10 protein-coding genes and 1 tRNA gene are annotated in these 20,666 nt (G+C 38.1%); all 11 read right to left on the bottom strand.

Features of this window, described 5'->3' with window-relative positions; genetic code table 11:
- The coding region (locus GQ596_RS04360) for a hemagglutinin repeat-containing protein (RefSeq protein WP_160400458.1) at positions 1 to 7,777 on the bottom strand (7,777 nt) is incomplete at its 3' end.
- A 92-nt stretch (positions 7,778 to 7,869) separates the two neighbouring features.
- Positions 7,870 to 9,555, bottom strand: a complete 1,686-nt coding sequence (locus tag GQ596_RS04355) for a ShlB/FhaC/HecB family hemolysin secretion/activation protein (protein WP_160400457.1) — start codon at positions 9,553 to 9,555, stop codon at positions 7,870 to 7,872.
- Between the two features lie 1,170 nt (positions 9,556 to 10,725).
- On the bottom strand, positions 10,726 to 11,634 hold the full coding sequence (truB, locus tag GQ596_RS04350) for a tRNA pseudouridine(55) synthase TruB (RefSeq protein WP_160400456.1): 909 nt from the start codon (positions 11,632 to 11,634) through the stop codon (positions 10,726 to 10,728).
- A gap of 63 nt (positions 11,635 to 11,697) precedes the next feature.
- Entirely contained in the window at positions 11,698 to 12,075 is a 378-nt protein-coding gene (gene rbfA, locus GQ596_RS04345; RefSeq protein ID WP_160400455.1) for a 30S ribosome-binding factor RbfA, read from the bottom strand.
- Between the two features lie 66 nt (positions 12,076 to 12,141).
- The gene (gene infB / locus GQ596_RS04340) at positions 12,142 to 14,778 is read right to left on the bottom strand and encodes a translation initiation factor IF-2 (RefSeq protein ID WP_160400454.1); all 2,637 of its coding nucleotides are present in this window, start codon (positions 14,776 to 14,778) and stop codon (positions 12,142 to 12,144) included.
- 17 nt (positions 14,779 to 14,795) lie between these two features.
- Positions 14,796 to 16,271, bottom strand: a complete 1,476-nt coding sequence (nusA, locus tag GQ596_RS04335; protein ID WP_160400453.1) for a transcription termination factor NusA — start codon at positions 16,269 to 16,271, stop codon at positions 14,796 to 14,798.
- Positions 16,272 to 16,288: 17 nt separating this feature from the next.
- Positions 16,289 to 16,750, bottom strand: a complete 462-nt coding sequence (gene rimP / locus GQ596_RS04330; RefSeq protein ID WP_160400452.1) for a ribosome maturation factor RimP — start codon at positions 16,748 to 16,750, stop codon at positions 16,289 to 16,291.
- Between the two features lie 191 nt (positions 16,751 to 16,941).
- A tRNA-Met gene (locus GQ596_RS04325) sits at positions 16,942 to 17,018 on the bottom strand.
- A 237-nt stretch (positions 17,019 to 17,255) separates the two neighbouring features.
- Complete coding sequence (gene trpA / locus GQ596_RS04320) at positions 17,256 to 18,062, bottom strand: tryptophan synthase subunit alpha (protein WP_160400451.1); 807 nt, start codon at positions 18,060 to 18,062, stop codon at positions 17,256 to 17,258.
- Entirely contained in the window at positions 18,059 to 19,252 is a 1,194-nt protein-coding gene (trpB, locus tag GQ596_RS04315) for a tryptophan synthase subunit beta (RefSeq protein ID WP_160400450.1), read from the bottom strand. Before trpB ends, trpA begins: the two co-directional genes overlap by 4 nt.
- Before the next feature lie 25 nt (positions 19,253 to 19,277).
- Positions 19,278 to 20,660: a bifunctional indole-3-glycerol-phosphate synthase TrpC/phosphoribosylanthranilate isomerase TrpF gene (gene trpCF, locus GQ596_RS04310; RefSeq protein WP_160400449.1), complete on the bottom strand. Its 1,383-nt coding sequence runs from the start codon at positions 20,658 to 20,660 to the stop codon at positions 19,278 to 19,280.
- Positions 20,661 to 20,666 lie beyond the last annotated feature (6 nt).

Genomic DNA, 20,666 nt, shown 5'->3' with positions numbered 1-20,666 from the left:
GTTGAGCGATGTCTTTAACTAGCTCTACCGATTCTAATTTGTCTAGCTCTTTTTGTTTGTTAAATATCGGTTTGAGTGAGTTATTTGCATGCTCGGTATCTCGGCTTAGTTCGTTGATATCTTGTTTTTGGTCGTCTTTGTTGCGGATGATGAGTTGTCCGTTTTCTACCGCTGAATGGGTTATGCTGGACTCTTTTCCACTGTTTTGATACGCCGTCGGGGCGCCCGCTCCGCCAGTGCCGCCACTCACCGAGACTTGGCTAACATCAAAGCTCGCTTTGTTTTCGATATCACTAAAACTGATTGTGCCCGTGTCAAGTTTGTTTTTGCTAGTATCTTTCGCTTCTGAGGCTATTACCGCCCCTTTTAGGTCGGTGTGGTTGCCCACTGTGATATCATAACCGCCACTGCCGGCAAATATGCCCGATTGGTCCGTCACACTTGCCCATTTGCTGTCAATATTCGTGCTCGATAATGAGCCGTTGGCACTAAAACCACCAAAGCCTCCGCTTCCACTCACCGATGCGCTGATTTTTTCGTAATCGTAATCATCGGTGTCTTGCAATGATTGGATGTTTAAGTTATGACCCACGTCCATTTTGACGCTCTCACCCTTAACTTGACCGCCAATGATATTGACATCATTGCCTGTCTTGATTGTCAGTTTGTTGTTGGCGTCAATGACACTTTCTGTCCAAGCACTGCCGTTGGCATTTTCTCGCTCTCGACTAAAGTTGGCATTGCCTTTAAAACGTAAGCCACTTTCATCCCCGCCAAATTGCAGCTGGATACCTACCCCTCCGCCATAGCTCTTTTCATCACTATCACTATGCTGAGTGTTGACTGCTCCTATCACATTTAAATCTCGATTAGCCGTTAGATTAATATCATTCCCCGCTTTTACTTCACTCCCTTTTAGCGTTATATCGCCTCCTTGTTTATTCGCATCCCCTGTCGCTATAATGTCTATATTTCGTCCCGCCGAAACGCCACTACTTATTACCGAATGCTGCTCTTGGTTCACTTCTCGCTCTGTGCGTTGCGTGCCCACCATCGCACTCACCCCTATTGAGGCTTGACTTTGTCCTTGTTGGTTTTTCAGTTGTGAATCTTCAAGCGCTTCTATCGCCGTTAACGCCGATTTAATCGATTGGAGTGCTAATAGTTTGTCATTGCCCTTTTTCTTGGCTCGCTCGACTGCTTTTGCCGCTTCATACATATCCGCAGCCGTGCCCGTTAACGCTACCGTTAAGCCTGACTTTTCGTAACTGTACTCTTCTTTATACGTCGTTTTGGCATCTAATGCTTCGATATTGACGTTTTCGCCTTGCATTCTAATATCACGCTGGGCTATCACATCACTGCCTTTGATATTTAGGTCTTTGCCCGCTTGGAGGGTGACATTGCCATTTGTGCTGCCTACCACACTGCCGACAAAGGCTTGTTCCGTATCGGTCTGTTTGAGATTTTCTTTTTCTTTACCTACCGTAAAACCAATTCCACCACTGCCCATTAACCCCGATTTTTTGGTGACCGTTTTTTGCATGTGATAGTAAGACTCTTCCGCCGCATCAATGGTGATATCTTTACCTGCACCAAGACTCACATTGTGCGTACCTATCACTTCACTGCCCGTGACCGTTAAGTTGTTACCGGCATCAATAGTGACACTATCGCCATAAATACCACTGCCTTTTTGCGTGATATTATCAACCTCTATATCTTCGGTAATTGAACCCTTATTGAGCAATCCTTTCGTTTTGGTTTTGTGATGCTCGGTTAATTGTAAGCGTTCTTGCTCACTGCCAATATCAATGTCATGCTCGGCTAATAGATTTATGCGCTTATCGCTCGATAGCTCCGCCGATTTCGCCAAAATATCATGCCCTGCAATTAAGTTTAGGTCGCCATTGGTTAAAAGTTCACTGCCTACGACATTTTCTATATCCACTTTCCGGGTGTGATTTTTACTCCATATCGCATCTTGATAGCTTTCCGTCGTTAACGTCGATAAATTAATATCGTGACCCGCTATCATGTTAGTCACACCATCTTCACCACCATTAACCACTAAGGCTGCCCCCAAATTGATGTCATGCCCCGCTTTTAAAACGATATCTCCATCCTTAACGTTGATACTTGAAATCTGGTCAATCACGGTATTTTTACTTTTGCTCGCACCGTAATGCGTTTCGGTGGTGGAGGTGGTGCTGTTTAAGTTGATGTCGTTATTGGCCTGTAAATACGCCAGCTTATCCGCACTTAATGTACCACTGCTGTTAATGCTGTCTTTTGCTTGAATAACGATGCCTTCTGCATTAATCAACCCTTGGTTATTGATGTTATCCCCTAATAAAGCGACCCGTTTTTTACCTAATACCGTCCCCGAAGATTCAATATCATGCTTCGCTATTACCGTGACACTTTTTCCTGATAATAATGCCCCATCCGTCGTTAATTGTGGGCGATTAACTAGGTATACTTGTGGCACCAATACCGATACCGGTTTTCCATCAACCATGACGGTTTTGCTTTCTAGCCAAACTATATCGCTGGTTAAGGCTTTCATTTGTTCCGCTGATAGCGAGGCTCCTATCGATAATCCGTACTGCTTAGCAAATGCTACCCCCGCATTCATTAGTGCTTTATATTGCTCAAGGTCACTGGTGTAATCACCAATATAACGATGACCCGTTAAGGCAGTTATTTGCTCTCGAATTAACTGCTGCTCGTAATAACCATCCCCTAACCGTTTTTGGATGTGATTCGGATCAGCCCGTAATTGATCAAGCATGTAATCGGAACTTAACCATTTTTTCCGATTGATAAAACGGCTGTCAGTTTCGACAAGATAATTGCTCTTCGGGTCTTTGTTAATGATTGATAAGCTATTTTGCGGTAAGGTTAAATTAGGCTCAACAAAGGCGATTGAATCTGTATTTTGATCTTCGTCAATAATTGCCCCATCTGGATTGGGGTCAATGATAGGGTTGGAGCTCGGCAAATCATCCAACGGATGTTCGGTTGAAATGATGATATCTTCTAGTGAATTGTCTAGCTGTTTTTCCGTTTTGACTTCGGTTACAATTGGATTAAGAATTTGACCCACGCTAACTGCATTCTCTTCCCGTTGTTGCAAGTTAACGTTGGTTTTATCCACATGACTATTTGATTGGATTTTGGCGTGCTCAAGATCAATGGTGGTAACGGATTGGTCTTTATAGTCTCCCCATTTTGCTTTTTTGGTGTATACAGCTTGGCCTTTACTATTATGTTCTTTATTTCGATAATGATAAATTTGATTACCCACATCAGAAACCGTTCTCTGGCCTTTTAATGAGTGATTATTGAGCGTGCCGGTCATAATATCTAAGGCATTACCGGCAATAATTTTACTGTTGTCATTCTCTAAATGGTCGGATTGGATAAGTAGGTCTTTGCCAGAGATGATTTCAGCCGGTGCCGTACTTTTGATTTTAGTTTCATAAGTATTTCTTGTGTAATCATATTTGTAATACTTATAAGTGGAACTAAAAGCACCATTATTTGAATGCAAAACAGGGTATCTATGCCGTTTTTTAGGGCTAGTGCGGATGCTGACTTCATCAGGTTTAAATCGTCTTTCATCACCGCTTGGAGAATATTCAATAATATGTTGGCTATCTACTAAGACCTCTTCAGTTTCAATATGGTCATTAATGTTGTTAATTTGATTAACTTTTAATGCCATATCGTCAGCTGATTCAATCCGTGCTGAGTGGTTGTTTAATGTTTGCCCTTCAATGTACATATCCCCTAAACTGAGTATTAAGGCGTGATTGCTGTTATTTAACGTGTTGACATCAAATAAAAGTGCTTCCCTTGCTGCAATGGTTGGAGCGATAGTACTAGTTAATGAAGTTGCACGGTTGTTAACTTCATTGGCTTTGATATAAATCCAATCACCATATAAACGAGCACCTTCTAGATTGTCAAAACGCTGTGAAACGTTCAAGTTTACGTCTCCACCATCAATAAGGCCTTTATTTTCCAATAAACGGCTATTGGTGTTGATTTCCTCGGATTCAATAATGCCTCTTTCTGTGTTTTTTATTTCATCACTCTTAAGCGTAATGGCCTGACCCGATGAGATTTTGCCGTCATTGGTAATGTGACTGGCATTGATTAAAATCCCTTTATTAGCTAGTAAGCTGTTTTTGTTATCAAACGCATGCGTTAAATTGAGCTCAATATTGTTTTCAGCAAGTAGTTCACCATCACCACTGAGTTGGTTTGCGTTAATAGTAATATCATTAGCTAATAAACGTGCTTGACTATTGGTTATTTTATCCGCTTGAATATGTAATAATGTTTTAGCAATGATATCAGCTTCTTGATTTTCAAGTGATTGGGTTTTTAACTCAATGCTCCCTGCATTAAATTTAGCACGTTGATTACTAATCGCATTTGTATTAATTTTTAATAAGCTTGCCGTTTCAAGTTTAGATTGACTATTATTAATCGAATCAGCTTCAATCAAAATGCCATTATTGGCTACCTCTGTTGAATTTTGATTATCAATAGCACCATGAGACTGCAATTGAATTTGTTGCATCGCCGTAAGCTTGGCACGATTATTGGCTAAATTGTTTTTTGCATGTAACCGAATATTTCCCATGCTCAATAATGTTGCTTGTTGGTTATCAATGGTTTGTCCATCTATATTGACATTACCTTTAGCTTGGATATCTACGGACTGATTATTAATATTATTAGCTTCGATTGTTAAATCACTTTCTGTTACCAATTGTGCTTGATGATTATTGACATCATTGGCTGTAATTGCCAATCCCCCTTTACTGCTTAATTCAGAATCTTCATTATTTAAAGAGTCTGCATGAATAATAAGGCCATCTTGCCCCGAGATAAGCGTTGCTTGTTGGTTGGCTAAATTAGCCATAATATCCATTTGCATGCTTTGTTTCGCCTGTAAGGCCGCATTACGATTGTCGAGATTATTGGCATGAATAGAAATGTGTTTATCTGCTAACCATAAAGCGTCTTGGTTATTTATTTCGTCACTATTAACCGTGATAGCATTTTGACTGACCCATTTGGCCGATGTGCTATTGAGTTTTTTGGTTTTTATATGAATACTATCACCAGCTTTTAATATAGATGACTGACTATTAAGTTCGTCAGCATTGAGCGTAACTTCATTACCCCCAACTAATAAATTATTTTGATTATTAATTTGCTTAGACGCCATTATGATTTTACTTTGCGTTCGAATGTCAGCTTGTTGATTATCTAATTGCTCATCCGCACTAAAATCAACATCGCCTGCCGCAATCATGGTGCTATGTTGGTTGTCAATGACTTTACCTTGCATTGTTAGGTTATTCTGGGATTTGATTTTTGAGCGTTGATTATCAATTAACTGTGATTCTAGTTTTAGTTTATTACCTGAAATTAGCGTCGCATCAGCATTGTTCAACTTATCAATAGCTATTATTGATAACGTTTTACCCGATTGCATGGCTAAATGACGATTATCAATATCTTTACCTTCAATATTTATCGATTGCTGGCTAATGATTTGTGCATTTTGGTTGTCAATATCGTCAGCCTGAATATGTATATCGGCCCTTGCGTTGATTTGCGTATTTTGGTTATTGACCTTGTTTGACACTAAGCCAATTGTTCCATAACTGAGTAATTTACTGTTAAGGTTATTTAAATGAGGTGCTTTAAAATAAATATTTTTATAACTTGATATTAACGAATTTTGATTATTAATCGTTTGCGCATTAGCACGAATATTACCTTCACTAATCCATTTTGCATTGTTATTATCTAATTGTGAAGTTGCAGTGACCGCCATATCATCCTTGGCGCTTAAGGTTGCTTCATTTAATTTAACTACGTTGGCTTCAATGGTTGATTGTTGTTCACTCACCATTAATCCATTAGTGGCATCAATATAATCAGATGCATTAAGTTTTATATTACCTTTTGCTTTAAACTTTGCCTTTTGTGCATCAATATGTGAGCTCATAATGTTGATATCATTATTGCTGACTAATAGTGATTCATTATTAACAATATGCTGGCTTTGTAAATTAATCGCCCCATTAGCTAAAAGTGTCGTATTGTGATTATCAATTAAGTTCTCAGCGTTAAAATTAATTTTACTACCCGCATTTAATTTCGATTGAGCATTGTTTATGCTATTGGCATTAAACGCAATACCTTCCTTAGCCACAAGAATAGATTGTTGATTGTCAATTATCTTTGCATTAGCTAAATAATTTGCATTTGTTTTAGCCTGTAAATGACGGCTATCAATAGCATTATTTGCCTGTAATTTGATGTCTTTTTCACTATGAATTGTTGCTGTATTAATATCGATATTTTCAGCAGTTAATGTAACCGACTGAGCAATATTTTGGCTGTTTGATAAATTGATATTCTTTTGTGCATTAACGTTAATATCTTGACCCGCTAAATTTTTACCGTTGAGGGATATGTTATTCGCATCTGCGGTAATATTGCTTTTTTGTGTTAACTTTCCTTGTTCATCAATCCCCGCTGCAAGCGTACTATTTTTTGTACTATTTATATCCGATGCGTTAAGAATAATATCATTTTTTGCAACTAATGAACCTTCATTAACAATTGATTTTTTACTCTTTAATTGGATCGCTTTTTTACTGTAAATTTGTTTGCTGTTACTGATGTCATTTTGACTACTCAATCGTATATCTTGTTGAGCCTGCAAAGCACCCTTATTGACGATTTTACCATCCGCTGTCACGGTAATGCTTCCTGCACTCGCACCTAATTCACCCGCATTATGCACACCAACCCCTTTTTCGGTTCCCACTAGGTTGATTTTACCTGCGTACATGCCACCCAATGCCGAAACATCTATCGATACTTCAGGTTTGTCACCTGCTTGCTCATCCAACGGCGTGATTTTTTGGGTGTCTCGACTGACTTTATTACGCCCCGTCACCACGGTTAACTCATTCGCCCAAACCGATGAGTTAATCGATACCGTACGAGCTATTAAATCCGTATAACTTTGTGTTGAACTGTCAAGCCCTTTTCCTGTGACCGCAATATGTCCTTGCTCAACCTGATACCCCGTTAAATCACCATTCTCTATTATCGGTTTTCCTGTCGTTAGCGTGCCACGGCTGGCATTAATAAATCCACAACCATTACAGGTGATCCCCGATGGATTGGCGATAACAACCTGCGCTTTTTGACCCGCAACTTCAACCACTCCATTTAATTGACTCGGGTTGCGTGAATTGACTTCGTTTAATATGATTTTTGCCGATCCCGTGCTATTTAATAATTCATTCCCCTGAACATACCCCCCAATTTGCGTTTTGCTAATCTTACTGCTGTTATTTAAAATAACCCCTTGCTTGGAAACATCAAATTGTTGGTATTTATTATGTGATACCCCTTTCTTATTCGGCGTTTGTATATTTACCTGCGTAGTGCCATTAGCTGCTGATGTGACCAAGGGTTGTTGTTTTTTGTTGGCTTGACCGTCTGGTACGATGTGACTACCATAAACTGGAGAGCTAATACTAACAAAGCCTAACGAAATAGACATAAAAAAGGTTATCGGTTTTAATTTAACAAAAAGCGATTTAAGGGAAGCTTGCTCCCTTGCAGATGAAGTTTGTTCACTGCCTATCGGTGTTTTAGCAATATCCGCAACAACCATCTGCATGCCACGTTTTTTGTTAAAAATCACTCGGTATAAACGCTTATTCATAATTTATTCCTTGGTCCTTATTTATTCTGTTATTGTTTTTTATGCTACTTTTAATTGGTAAATTCTCAATATACAATACGCTAAAAGCTAATTTAGTAATTCCAGTTAACACTGAATCCTAACACTAATGGGTTAGTTTTAAATCCTTTGGGTTTGCGTATCGGTGTCCCCGCAAATAAATCATAGTAAAAACCATAATTATTGCCCCTAACACCCATAACTCCTCCCGTTAAGTGTCTACCTAATAAATATTCACTCTTCGCCCCAGAAACTTCACCCGTATCTATCCCTAAGTAAGGCTCATGATTAAAAGGGGCTTGCCAAGCAAGCTCATTACGCACATACCACCCTCGGTCCGCTTTTAACGTTAATTCTCCATCAAAACCACGAACACTCCAGCGACCACCTATCGAAAACTGGTCCGGCGAGGTTAAATGCTCCCCCCGAGTATATTGACCTTGATAATCAAAACGATAACGTAATTGTTGTTCGCCTAAACGAAAAGGAACGTTGGCTGAAAAATTAACTAAAAAAATGTTCGATAACGCACTGCCATTATCTTCCGGATTATGCTCCTCTGGCGCTTTTTTAGCATTGAACCAACGAACCCCTTTTTGATAGGTGAGCCCTGCATCAAATGTCATATCATTAATATAATGCCGATGTTGTAAACCTAATTGCCAGTGTGTCGTTTTTCGTTGCTGGATTTCTATTTCGGTGTCATCAATGTAGTTATGTGATTGACGTAAGCTAATACCATAACTTAATGTCGTTTTTTGTGACTCATTGCGGTGAATCACCCGACTAAGTTGTATATTTTCATTGCGACTTCGACCACTGTATTTATAATCATAATTTTGTCCAGCTACCGTTTGATGATATTTATTCCCCGATAACGAAGCATTAAACAACCAATAGCCCCATGGCACAGAATACGATAATAGATAATTGCGTGAGCCATATTTCCCTTTACCATTTAAATCATGACCTCCCGACGCATAAAAAGAATCACTCAATGATAATAAGTTATCCAAATAAATTGTCGCACCACCTTGGTCCCGACCTGTCGTCTTTGTGCCTGAATCATCCACCGATAAACCAATGCGCCACATCTTACTTTGCTTGCGACTAATAACAATATCACTTTCTCCTGGTTTGTCTCCAGGGACCAGATGCATCTGAGCACTTACCGTCGGCAAACGTTGTAAATTTTCAAGCCCTTGCTCAATATCGCGTAAATTGAGTGTTTTCCCTTCTCTAACCGGTATAGCACTATAAAGTTGCGCATATTTATCACTATCATCACTATAGTTAATGTGTCTGACTTTTCCTTCAACAAGCAATAACTTTAATGTCCCATCACCTAAATCTTGCTCTGGCGCAACCACTCGGGTCGTAATAAAACCATAACTCACTAAACGGTCTTGTAATTTACTCATCAATAAATTGATACCTTGACCGCCCAAACAATGCCCTTCCCCTTGTTGGACAAACTTTTTTAAAGGAATATACCAGGGCAACTGGTCTCTACCTACTAATTCAACACGATGAATATTGAAACACAATGACTCAATAGGGAAATCTATCTCTGAAGTTGAGGTTGTTGCAGGTAATAAACGAATATCGGGAGAGGTTGGAGTTAATGTTTCTTCAAGTGCTTTTTGACGTTCTTGTTGGTGGATTAATTGCTGGTCACTAAGTGTTTGTGTTTGTGGTTCTGCCAACAAATTTGAAACGGGAAAGATAATTAATGTTAAACCTAATAGATACTTTTTCATCAAAATGTTTCTTAGTTTAATTTAAGCCTAATATTTAATCAAAATCAGATCAAATACTAAACTGGATTAAATTTAATGTCTATAAAAAACACAGATTAATGTTATTAAATAATTATTTTTTATATTATTTCAGTAATTATTTTTATCATTTATTAAGCTTTAACGGTAAAAGTCACTTACGTTATTTACGATAATTTGAGAAATGGGCGTAATAAATATAGAAAATAACGCTTTTATTACATACAAGAAATATAATAATTACTCTAAAAAAAACACCCTAGATTACACAAAAAACACAAATAAAATCAATACCTTTTCTGACCGATTTTTTGTAAGAAAAAATAGTGAGTTAATGTGTTTTTTATGTTTTGAATAGAAGGAGATATGGCACAATAAGCAATACAGTAAACAGGATTTGTTAGCCATCGCGTATGAAAATAATAATGGCTAAAAAGCGGTGCTAAGCAAAAATTAGTAATTAAAAAATTAATTATCTGATTTAGTGAAAATATTAACTACTATCTTTAAATAACAAAGATACAAAATTTTTGACAAGATAAAATCCCAGCATTAAAGCTGGGGTAATATTATTTACCCGAATATTTTAATTCCATAGCGACGACACTCTAAATACCAAAATGCTATCCCTGTAGGAATACCAAAACAAGCTGCTTTACAAGCTATATATATCATTAACATCATATATAAAATCTACTTTATACATAATAAATAGTATTATTGATATGGTTAATTCAATTATGATTACACTACAAAAAAACAGAAAAGGAACTACAGTTACACAATATAATAATGCCAAATATTTTCTATTTTTTATCCTTAAAGCCTTTTTTAATAATATTTTCTGTTAATGTACTAAACCTGTAACTATCCTCTAAAATAGTACAGCAAAAAGTAGTACATTCGCTTTGGTAAGAATAACACAGTACCAAATCGTCTTTATATTAAAATTATAGTTTAAGCAGAGATTTTCTGAATCTAGTTTACAATCACAACTTCTGCGGTACTATTTGCCCATTTTTTACATTGGTATTGCTTATTATCTTGTAAAAAAGATTCAGGATTTTATACCGTTTCATATCTAACCAAGTCATTAAAAACCACTAGCTTGAAGAACTTGTTTTTTTGTGGTTAGCTTTAAACTAAGCAAAACTAGTTGATGAATGTTGATATTAAACGCTTTGGCGATAATTTGTGATACAGCTGTATTCCTGCACCGATAAATTGCTTACCTTGATAAATTCGCACTAAGGTTTCAACTTGCGCAGAGCTTTCAAGTTCGATGCTTCGTCCTAATAATATGTCTTTACCTTGCGCATTACTAAGGATGATTTTTGGGCGTTCTTGCAATGGGCTGTCTATCGGCATTAGTAAATCATCTTTAAGTTCGATATTTTGTAGCTGCTCTAAGGTGACCATGTTTTCAATCGGGTAATTGGATACTTGTAAACGCCTTAAATAAATAACATGTGCCCCACAACCAAGTAATTCACCTAAATCATCAATGATCGTTCGAATGTAAGTTCCTTTAGAGCAGTGTATTTCTAACGTTAATTCTCGATTATTGGCGTTAAAATCAATAAATCGATTTTCGTAAACGGTAATAGGTCTTGCTTCACGTTCAATGACAATGCCTTGGCGAGCATATTCGTAAAGTGGTTTTCCTTGATATTTTAGTGCTGAAAACATGGTTGGTACTTGTAAAATATCGCCACGAAAATGCGTTAATGCTTGGTTAATTTGTGATTCAGTCACTTTGACTGGTTTAGTACAAATAATTTGACCATCAGCATCAGATGTATCGGTTCGTTCACCAAGTTTGGCAATCACACGGTAGCGTTTATCTGAATCCAATAAATACTGCGAGAACTTGGTTGCCTCGCCAAAACAAATAGGTAACATGCCTGTCGCTAATGGATCAAGCGCACCTGTGTGCCCCGCTTTTTTAGCGTTAAATAACCATTTTACTTTTTGCAATGCATCATTAGATGTCATGCCTTGTGGTTTGTCTAGTAATAAAACGCCGTGAAGATCACGGCGAGTTTTTTTTATATTTATCATTTATTTTATACACAAATATATAGTTACCTGAAATTTTTGACAAAATCAGGGCTATTTTTAATATTAATCTTTATGACGTTCATTATCCTGTTTGATAACATCTGCTACCAAACTCGACATTTGCATCCCCTTAACTAGCGATTCGTCGTAAAGGAATTTGATTTCGGGAATGATTCGTAAACGCATCGCTTTGCCAATTAAAGTGCGAATATAACCTTTAGCGTCATTAAGTACCGCTAAACCTTGTTCAATCACTTGAGGATCGTCGTCATTTAAAAAAGTGACAAACACTTTAGCATAGGCAAGATCACGAGAGATATCAACACCTGAAACCGTTACCATACCAAGACGAGGATCTTTAATTTCTCGTTGTAAGATAATTGCAATTTCTTTTTGTAGTTCATGTCCTACTCGAGATGAACGATTAAATGCTTTTGCCATATCTATTTTCCTTAAAAAATGAATAAGCAAGGCCTAAAACCTTGCTTATAACATGTTGCGTAATAATTAGATAGTACGCTTGATTTCGATGGTTTCAAAGACTTCGATCGTATCGCCGACACGAACGTCGTTGTAGTTACGCACACCAATACCACATTCTGTTCCGTTACGCACTTCATTAACGTCATCTTTAAAGCGACGTAATGATTCAAGTTCGCCTTCATAGATAACAACGTTATCACGCAGTACACGAATTGGGTTATGACGTTTAACCACACCTTCAGTGACCATACAGCCAGCAATAGCACCAAATTTAGGTGATTTAAACACATCACGCACTTCAGCAAGACCAATAATTTCTTGTTTATATTCTGGTGCAAGCATACCACTCATTGCTTGTTTAACTTCGTCAATTAAGTCATAAATAACAGAATAGTAACGTAGATCTAAGTTTTCTGATTCGATCACTTTACGCGCAGAGGCATCGGCACGTACGTTGAAACCTAAAATAATCGCATTCGATGCCGCAGCAAGTGATGCGTCTGTTTCAGTGATACCACCTACGCCAGATCCAATAATTTTAACTTTAACTTCGTCAGTAGATAGTTTAAGTAATGAGTCGGAAATCGCCTCAGTAGAACCTTGAACGTCTGCTTTTAAGACAATATTAAGTTCAGAAACATCCCCTTCAGTCATGTTACTAAACATATTTTCAAGTTTCGCTTTTTGTTGACGAGCAAGTTTTACATCACGGAATTTACCTTGTCGGTAAAGGGCAACTTCACGTGCTTTCTTTTCATCACGCACAACAGTGGCTTCGTCACCGGCAGATGGTACGCCAGATAAGCCAAGAATTTCAACCGGTATTGATGGACCTGCTTCAGTCACTTCTTTACCAAGTTCGTTACGCATTGCACGGATACGTCCGTATTCAAATCCACAAAGAACAATGTCACCTTTACGCAAAGTACCTGATTGAACAAGAACAGTTGCTACCGAACCACGACCTTTATCAAGGAATGATTCAATTACCACGCCACTTGCCATACCTGTTTCGTATGCGGTTAATTCAAGGACTTCTGCTTGTAGTAAAATCGCCTCAAGTAGTTGATCAATACCTGTTCCCGCTTTTGCTGAAACATGAACAAACTGAGTATCTCCACCCCAATCTTCTGACATTACACCATATTGTGCAAGTTCACCTTTTACCCGTTCAGGATCGGCTTCTGGTTTATCAATTTTGTTAACAGCAACAACGATTGGTACATTTGCAGCTTTAGCATGTTGAATAGCTTCAATTGTTTGTGGCATCACGCCATCATCGGCAGCAACAACAAGTACCACAATATCAGTAGCTTTAGCACCACGAGCACGCATTGAGGTAAATGCCGCATGCCCTGGAGTATCTAAGAAGGTAATTTCACCGCTTGCAGTTTTAACATGATAAGCACCAATGTGCTGAGTAATACCGCCAGCTTCGCCTGATGCGACTTTGGCTTTACGGATGTAATCAAGTAATGAGGTTTTACCATGGTCTACGTGTCCCATAATAGTAACAACTGGTGCACGAGAAACCTTTTCAGCCCCTGTATCACGGTCGCTCATAAGTGATTCTTCAAGTTCATTTTCACGACGTAATACCACTTTATGCCCCATTTCTTCAGCAACTAATTGCGCAGTTTCTTGATCAATAACTTGATTAATGGTTGCCATTGCCCCCATTTTCATCATGGTTTTTATCACTTCAGAGCCTTTTACTGCCATTTTGTTCGCAAGTTCAGCAACTGTGATCGTTTCACCAATCACAACATCACGATTAACCGCTTGCACTGGTTTGTTAAAGCCTTGTTGTAAGGTACTTTTACCTTTCTTTTTATGACCACTGCGAGTTGCTGCTCGTGCTTCTTCGCGTTCTGCTTTACCTTCTGATAATTTGCTACCTTTTTTCTGTTTATTCTGTTTACCACTGCGACCTCGACCACGTGCGCTTTCAACTTCACGGTCGGTGTCGTCTTCAGCTGCTCGGGCATATTTCGATGTTGTTACATGATAATCTTCTTCTTCGGTAGTTTCGCTTTCATCAACATCATTATACTGCTCCGCTAATTTACGTGCTTCTTCAGCCATACGTTTAGCGTCTTCTTCTAATTTTCGACGATTTTCTTCTTCGGCTTTACGTTTAATTTCGTTTGCTTCCGCTTCTAATCGTGCTTTTTCTTCTTGTGCTTTTTTTACTTTTGGATCAGTGGATTGTTCTTGCGCTGCTTTTGCCTTTTCTTCTTGTGCACGCTTTTTAGCTTGTGCTTCTTCGCGTTTTTTTGCCTCTTGTGCGGCTAGTCTTTCTTTTTCTTCCGCTTCTTTTTGGGCTTTTTGCTCAGCTTCAAGGCGAGCCTTTTCTTGCTCTGCGGCAATTTCGGCGGGATCGCGTTTAACGAAAGTTCGTTTTTTACGAACTTCTACTTTAATTTCTTTGCTTTTGCCACCCCCACTCGACACATTCAAGGTTGAGTGCGTTTTACGTTGCAATGTTAACTTTGTTGGGCCTTGCTGAGGTTTTAAGTGAGCAAGCAAAGCTTCTTTTTCCTTTTGTGTCACAGTATCAGATGCAGATTTGTTCATCCCCGCATCGGCAAACTGTTGCAAAAGAGTTTGCACTGGAGTGTTGATCTCTTTAGCCAGTGTTTCGATTGATACTTTGGTCATGTATTACTTTTCCTCAATTATTCATCTGCAAACCAACAAATATTACGTGCAGCCATAATAAAATCGCCAGCTTGTTCTTTTGTTATACCTTCAATATCAGCTAAATCATCAGTACCTTGTTCTGCTAAATCTTCCAAAGTAATGATGTCATGTTGTACTAATTGATAAGCTAACTCTTGTGTCATACCAGGTAGATTTAGTAAATCTTGAGCTGGTTGTTTTTCACCACTATTTGCTAGTGCAAGTGTTGTTAATGCATCTTTTGCTCGACTTCTTAATGCTTCAATCAGATCTTCATCAAGTTCTTCGATTTCAAGCAATTCATCAACCGGTACATAGGCAAGTTCTTCAAGCGAAGTAAAACCTTCTTCAACCAATAATTGAGCAAGGTCTTCCTCAATATCCAAATGTTTTACAAAATTACTGATTGCCGCAAAAGATTCAGCATGATGTTTTTCCTGTAAATCTTCGGTGCTCATTACGTTTAATGTCCAACCAGTAAGTTGCGATGCTAAGCGAATATTTTGACCGTTTCGACCAATGGCCTGTGGTAGAGTGTCGACATTAACCGCAACATCCATGGTGTGCTTATCTTCATCAACAACGATCGAAACCACGTCGGCTGGAGCCATAGCATTAATAACGTATTGTGCTGGGTTGTCGTCCCATAAAACAATATCAATACGTTCACCACCGAACTCATTAGATACGGCTTGCACACGTGCACCACGCATTCCTACACAAGCTCCAACAGGATCAATACGGCGGTCGTTACTGCTTACGGCAATTTTAGCACGGGAACCTGGATCTCGAGCCACGCCTTTGATGTCAATCGTTTCTTCACCAATTTCAGGCACTTCAATGCGGAATAATTCTTCCATCATTTCTGGGTTTGAACGGCTAATACAAAGTTGAGCAGGTTTATTATTTTGCTCTACAAGATATAAAATACCACGAACACGATCACCAATACGGAAATTTTCACGCGGTAACATGTCATGACGTGACATCATAGCATCAGCATTGTTGCCTAAATCAAGAATTACGCTATCACGATTGGTCTTTTTAACAATACCTGTCACAATATCGCCAATACGATGTCTAAACATGTCAATTACCATGGCACGTTCTGCTTCACGTACTTTTTGTACAATCACTTGTTTAGCCGTTTGCGTGGTGATACGATCGAAAGCAACGGATTCAATTTGTTCTTCAACATAATCACCTAGTTGTACTGATGGGTCTTCGTATTGTGCTGCATCTAACGTCATTTCTTTCGTTGGTTGCGTAACGTCATTAACAACTAGCCAACGGCGGAATGTGTCATAATCACCAGTTTTATGATCAATTTTTACGACAACATCAATATCAACAGCATGTTTCTTTTTAGTGGCCGTTGCTAATGCAGTCTCTAGTGCTTCGAAAATTTTGTCGCGCGTAAGCGCTTTTTCGTTTGATACTGCTTCAACAACAGCTAAAATTTCTTTATTCATCCTTTTACATCCGTACTCTATTTAAGGTTAAAATTAGGTACAATGTTTGCTTTTTGTATATTGCTAAAAGCAAACACTTCATCATTATCATCAACAGTTAATGTGATCATTTCACTGTCGATAGACTTAATTCGTCCTTTCCATTTGCGACGGTTAGCAACAGGAATACGCAGACTCACTGTAACTTCTTCGCCGATAAAACGCTGATAATGTTCAAGCGTAAACAAAGGCCTGTCCATTCCTGGCGATGAAACTTCAAGATTGTAAGCATCTTTGATAGGGTCTTCGACATCAAGAACTGCACTGATTTGTCGGCTAACATCAGCACAATCATCAACCGTTATACCATTTTCACTATCGATATAGACTCGTAATACAGGATAACGACCACGAATATATTCAACCCCGACTAATTCAAAACCAAGTGCATTAACTGGCTCTTGGATAATGCCGGTTAATTGTTGTTCTATATTAGCCAAACAAACCTCCACTGCAGAAAATAAAAAAGGGCATAAAGCCCAACATTTTTTTAAACTTACGTTTAAATGATAACACGAAAAAAAACCTCGACATGCGAGGCTTACATTTAAATACTAACTATAATGAAGCCACTTGTTTCGAACTTTCATAAATAAAAAAGGGTAGATTGGTTTATGAATGAAAATTTAAGTGGTTGCGGGGGCTGGATTTGAACCAACGACCTTCGGGTTATGAGCCCGACGAGCTACCAAGCTGCTCCACCCCGCGATAGATGAGTGAGAATTATACGGTATTTTGAATAAAATGCAACTGGAAATCACGGTAGTTTTATTAATATGTTTAAAATCACAAAAAATATTACACATTAATTTTTTCGTGTTTAACATTGTATCGGTGCCTGCTTCCTTAAAATGAAATAATAGCTGAGTTTATATAAGCACAATAATTTGATTTTCAATGCAACTATTGTGCCTATAACTCATTGTCATAAATTACTTACATAAATTACTTATTAGTTGTCTTTTTCATTGTTTTAACAAAATGGGCTAACTGGCTAAGCATCTGTTCTGAATTATTAAGATTTTGCTCAATAATTTTAACCGTTGCTGATCCACTGATTGCGCCTACCGCACCTGATTTAATGGCTTGGGCCACTTGTTCAGGATCTGAAATACCAAATCCTTGAATCGCTGGTGGTGCACCAAATTCAGTTAATTTCTTTAATAAATGTGCAAGTGGTTTATTGGCACGATTTTCAGTACCTGTGACTCCTGCTCTTGATACCAAATAGGTATAGCCTTTGCCTTGACTTGCGATATTTTTAATGACTTCATCGTTGGCATTAGGAGGACAAATAAAAATAGGAGCAATATTGTATTTTTCGGCAGAATTTGTAAATTCTGATGAATGTTCAACAGGGACATCAGCAATTAAGACTGAATCAACCCCTGCCTTGGCACATTTGGCATAAAAATTATCAATACCTTTTTTAAAAACTAAATTAGCATAAATCAATAACCCAATTGGAATATCAGCATATTGCGATCTAATCTTGGTTAAGATATCAAAACACTTTTCAACCGTTATTCCACCATTAAATGCACGAATATTGGCATTTTGGATAGTTGGACCATCGGCCATGGGATCTGAAAATGGAATTCCAAGCTCTAACGCATCAGCACCCGATTCGATTAATGTTTGAATAATTTTAAGCGACAATTCTGGTGTTGGATCACCAATAGGAACAAAAGGAACAAAGGCACCTCGTTTTTCAGCTGTTAACTTAGTAAACAGTTTTTGATAACGGTTCATTCCACTTCTCCTTTTGCTTTTAAAATATCATAAACGGTAAAGATATCTTTATCACCACGACCTGATAAATTAACAATTAATAGCTGATCTTTAGTTGGGTTTTCTTTGATCATTTTCATGGCATAGGCTAATGCATGCGATGATTCTAATGCAGGAATAATGCCTTCACTACGTGATAAGGCTTTAAATGCTTCTAACGCTTCTTCATCAGTAATAGAAACATAATCAGCTCGCCCTATGCTATCTAAGTAAGCATGCTGTGGTCCAACCGATGGGAAGTCAAGCCCTGCTGATATTGAATAGGATTCTTCGATTTGTCCTTCGTCGGTTTGCATCATTGGCGATTTCATACCAAAATAAATCCCCAATTTGCCGTGTTTAAGCGATGCGCCATGTTCACCTGATTCAATACCATGCCCTCCAGGCTCAACACCAATTAATCTAACCGATTTATCGTCAATAAAATTAGCAAACATACCAATAGCATTTGAACCACCACCAACACAAGCAATAACAGCATCAGGCAAGCGTCCTTCTTTTTCAAGAATCTGCTGTTTAGCTTCACGGCTTATCATCTGTTGAAATTCACGCACAATTGTGGGGAAAGGGTGTGGTCCAGCTGCTGTACCAAGCATATAGTGGGCTTTTTCATAACTACCAGACCAATCTCGCAATGCTTCATTACAGGCATCTTTCAAAGTTGCTGATCCCGTTTCAACAGGGAGCACTGTTGCCCCCATTAATCGCATTCTAAACACATTTGGGGCTTGGCGTTTAACATCTTTTGCCCCCATATAAATTCGGCATTTTAAACCAAGTAATGCGCAAGCTAAGGCTGATGCAACACCATGTTGACCTGCGCCTGTTTCAGCTATAATTTCGGTTTTTCCCATTCTTTTGGCAAGTAAGGCTTGCCCTAATACTTGATTTGTTTTGTGTGCACCACCATGAACTAAATCCTCTCGTTTTAAATAAAGCTTAGTTTTAGTTCCTGCAGTTAAATTTTTACATAATGTCAGTGCGGTTGGTCTACCAGCATAATTAACTAATAGGTCATTAAACTCTTTTTGGAAGCTTGGGTCATTTATTGCAGAAATGAAGGCATCCTCAAGTTGCTCAAGTACTGGCATTAATATTTGAGGAACATATTGCCCACCAAATTCGCCAAAGTAAGGATTTAATTTAGACATAACCATTCCTTTTTAAATTAAAAAATTAAATTTTTTCAAATACTGCTTGGATCTTCTGTTTATCTTTAACCCCGGGTGAAACTTCAACCCCTGAATTAAGGTCAACACCAATCACATTCGTCGCTAAAGCTGATTTGATATTTTCTGGATTAATGCCTCCAGCTAAAATGACATTATTTAGATCTTGATTATCAAGTAGCGACCAATCAAAGCTTTTCCCTGTACCGCCAGTACCGTGATCAAAGATATAACGAGACACTAATGGATTGGCATGTTCAGGTACAGCACCATCAATACTTAATGCTTGCCAAATTTGACAAGTTTTGGGTAATTCTTGGCGCAATGTTTTGATATAGTTTTCATCTTCATCCCCATGCAATTGCACTGCATATAAAGATAACTGTTTTGCTATTTGGCATACGGTTTCAATATCTTCATTGCGAAAAACCCCAACCCAGTTAAGTGGTGCTGCGGCAATAACTGTTCTTGCTTTAATGGGTTGGATATAACGCGCTGAATTTGTAACAAAAATCAAACCACCATAAACCGCACCGGCTTGATAAGCACTAACCGCATCTTCCGCACGGGTTAAGCCACAGACTTTATTTTCCCCTAACATTACTTTGCGAATTGCTAACGTTAAGTTGGCTTCTGACATTAACGCACTGCCAATTAAAAAGCCATGTGCATAATGGCTAAGATCTTTAATTTGATTGTGAGTATAAATTCCTGACTCACTAATAATAATACGATCATTAGGAATCAATTTAGATAAGTTTTTTACGCGATTTAAATCAACGCTAAGATCACGTAAATTACGATTATTAATCCCAATCACTCTAGCCCCAAGATCGATTGCTCGTTCAACTTCGTCTTCGGTGCTGGCTTCAGTCAATATGCCCATATTAAGTTGATGAGCAATATGACTTAAATGACGATACTCATCGTCCGTCAATACTGATAGCATTAAAAGTATTGCGTCAGCTTGATAATAACGTGCCAAGTAGATCTGATATTCGTCAATAATAAAATCTTTACAAAGTATAGGTTGTGTAACTTCATTTCGAACTATGGGTAAAAATTCAAAACTACCTTGAAAATATTTTTCGTCTGTCAGCACCGAAATAGCCGAAGCATAATTTTTATAAACCTTAGCTATACTTGCGGGATTAAAGTCATCTCGAATTAATCCTTTTGATGGTGACGATTTTTTACATTCTAAAATAAAGACAGTTTTAGGTTGATTTAGCGCCTGATAAAAATTGCGATCACTAGGGGATATCGCTGATTTAAAGGTATTAACTGGCTTTACTGCTTGCTGCTCAGTTAACCAAATTTGTTTATCCTCAATGATTTTTTTCAATACTGTTGCCATTTCAACATTTTTTACTAATGCTGCAATTGCCATATTATT

This window comes from Gilliamella sp. Pra-s60 (assembly GCF_009795755.1).
Classification (GTDB): Bacteria; Pseudomonadota; Gammaproteobacteria; order Enterobacterales; family Orbaceae; genus Gilliamella.
The sequence above is the reverse complement of the archived record's forward strand: the minus strand, read 5'-3'. Positions and strand labels throughout refer to the sequence as shown.